The organism is Collinsella sp. AF39-11AT (genome assembly GCF_003474585.1).
In the GTDB taxonomy this organism is placed as follows: Bacteria; Actinomycetota; Coriobacteriia; order Coriobacteriales; family Coriobacteriaceae; genus Collinsella.
Genome location: NZ_QROG01000040.1, coordinates 1 through 2552, shown reverse-complemented (window position 1 = coordinate 2552; position 2552 = coordinate 1). Strand labels below are relative to the sequence as shown.

Below are 2552 nucleotides of genomic sequence, written 5' to 3'. Positions count from 1 at the left end.
GCTCGAGTACCTCATGAACAAGTTCGGCGACCGCGACCTCGAGGTCTACCTGATCCACGCCGCCGAGTGGAACGTCATGGGCCACAAGCGCATGACCGAGAAGTCCGTCGTGCTCACCGCCTCCGAGTCCGGAACCACCCCCGAGGTCCTCGAGGCCGTCAAGAAGATGAAGGGCATGGGCGTGCGCGTCTACGCCATGACCAAGCCCGAGGGCCCCATCGGCCAGGCTGTCGGCGCCGAGAACTGCGTCGCCATGGCTTCTGACCATGGTTCGGGCGGCTGTGAGAAGGGCTACTACCTCGCCGACTGCTTCGGCCTGCGCCTGCTCAACCGCCGCGGCTGCTTCCCCAAGTTTGACCTGTTTATCGAGCAGACCAAGGACATCTGGAAGGACATGCTCGATATCCGCAAGCGCTTCGAGCCGCGCGCCGAGGAGCTCGCCAAGAAGTACGCCCTGGCCCCCTACACCATGTTCATCGGCTCCGGCGCCCTGTGGGGCGAGACCATCCTCTTCTCGATGTGCATCCTGGAGGAGATGCAGTGGAAGCGCACCCGCTACATCACCTCGGCCGACTTCTTCCACGGCACCCTCGAGCTCGTGGAGCCCGGCGTCCCCGTGTTCCTGTTCATGGGCGAGGACGAGAACCGCAAGCTCGACGAGCGCGTCCGCGCGTTCCTGACCCGCGGCGTGACCGGCGACACCGACGTCAACATCATCGACACCGCCGAGTTCGCGATCCCCGGCCTTGACGACGAGTTCCGCGTCATCGTCTCCCCGTGGATTCTGACGGTGCTCGTGACCGACCGCCTGGCTCGCTACTACGAGACGGTCACCAAGCACAACCTCAAGTATCGTCGCTACTATCACCAGTTCGACTACTAAAGAAAACGGGTGCGGGAACGTGCCGGGCTATTGAGAGGAACACAGAATGAGACAGTACATCATCGCCAGCCATGCGCACTTCGCTACCGGCATCAAGGAGAGCGTCGAGCTGCTCTCGGGCGCTCGCGACAACGTCCACGATCTTTCGATGTTCGTCGATGGCCGCATGGACGTGGCCGAGGAGGCCCAAAAACTGCTGGCAGGCATGTCTGCCGACGATGATGTCGTTGTCTGCACCGACCTCTTTGGCGGCAGCGTCAACAACGAGTTCACCAAGATCGTCCAGACGCGTCCCCGCACGTACCTCGTTACCAACATGAACCTTCCTCTCCTCATCCAGTTGCTGTTTTCTGACGAGTCGGCGCCGGTTGAGGAGACGATTCGCGCCATCGTCGCTGCGGACGATACGCGCGTGAAGTTTGTCAACGATCTTTTGGTCGATGACGACGAGGAAGAAGAGTTCTAATCCGCAGCACCTACTGACACGCCGTAAGACGGCACAAGGCCTTTGGGGGGTCACATTATGATTCAGCTACTTCGCGTTGACCATCGCCTGCTTCATGGCCAGGTCGCAGTTTCCTGGGTTCAGGGCCTTGGCTCCAACTGCATCTTCTGCGTGGGCGATAAGGTCGCTAACGACCCGGTGTGGAAGACGACGCTCAAGATGGGCAAGCCTGCCGGCTGCAAGCTCGTCATCAAAGATATGGAGCATGCAATCGAAGCTATCAACTCGGGCGTGACCGACAAGTACAAGATGATCATCTGTGTCGCCACTATTGCTGAGGCAAAGCAGCTCGTTGAGGGCTGCCCGCAGATCAAGTCGGTCAACCTGGGCAACACCAAGCCCAAGGACGAGAAGCGTCCCGATGCGCGTCAGGTCTCTCGTCAGATCTTCCTGACCGCGGCCGAGGAAGCCGATGTGCGCGAGATGCTGGATCGTGGCGTTGAGGTCGAGATTCGACCCCTGGCCGATGACCCCAAGGTTGACTGCGCCAGCGTGCTCTAGGCGTTCAATTTCGAAGAGTCTGAGCTCTTCGTAGTTTCCTATTAGGAAAGGGGGATATATGCTTACCCAAGCAATCCTCATCGGACTTATCGCCGCATTTGGTAAGTTCGACTTCCAGCTCGGTACGCTCTATGCGTTCCGCCCCATCGTCCTGTGCCCGCTCGTGGGCCTGGTGCTGGGGGACCTGCAGTCCGGCCTCACGATCGGCGCCAGCCTGGAGCTGCTGTTCATGGGCTCGATCTCCATCGGCGCCTACGTGCCGCCTGATGAGACGATCGGCGGCGTGCTCGCCTGCGCCTTCGCTATCCAGCTGGGCCAGAGCACCGAGGCAGCCATCGCGCTTGCCATGCCCATCGCCACGCTGTGCCTTGCCATCAAGAACATCCTCAACGCCGCCCTGCCGATCCTGGTTGACCGCGCTGATGTCTTCTCCGGCCAGGGCAACCTTAAGGGTGTCTATGCGATGCACTTCCTGATCGGTTTGACCGGTATCATCATGGCGTTCCTGCTGTGCTCGCTGTCGTTCTATCTGGGTGCTGACGCCATCCAGGGCATGCTCGACTTCATCCCGCCCTTTGTCCTTGCTGGCTTTGGCGTTGCCGCCAACATCCTGCCTGCCATGGGCTTCGCCATGCTCGGCCGCCTGGTGCTCACCAAGCAGCT

The 2552-nt window shown here is 60.7% G+C and carries 4 protein-coding genes; all 4 read left to right on the top strand.

All coding sequences use genetic code 11. The features are described from left to right. Positions 1 to 883, top strand: an 883-nt coding sequence (locus DW037_RS10180) for an SIS domain-containing protein (protein ID WP_118373255.1), incomplete at its 5' end; no start/stop codon positions are given. Between the two features lie 46 nt (positions 884 to 929). Beyond that, a complete protein-coding gene (locus DW037_RS10175; RefSeq protein ID WP_035137739.1) occupies positions 930 to 1349 on the top strand; it encodes a PTS sugar transporter subunit IIA in 420 nt (139 codons plus the stop codon). A gap of 57 nt (positions 1350 to 1406) precedes the next feature. After that, entirely contained in the window at positions 1407 to 1889 is a 483-nt protein-coding gene (locus DW037_RS10170) for a PTS sugar transporter subunit IIB (RefSeq protein ID WP_099432286.1), read from the top strand. A 58-nt stretch (positions 1890 to 1947) separates the two neighbouring features. Further along, the coding region (locus tag DW037_RS10165; protein WP_147352028.1) for a PTS sugar transporter subunit IIC at positions 1948 to 2552 on the top strand (605 nt) is incomplete at its 3' end.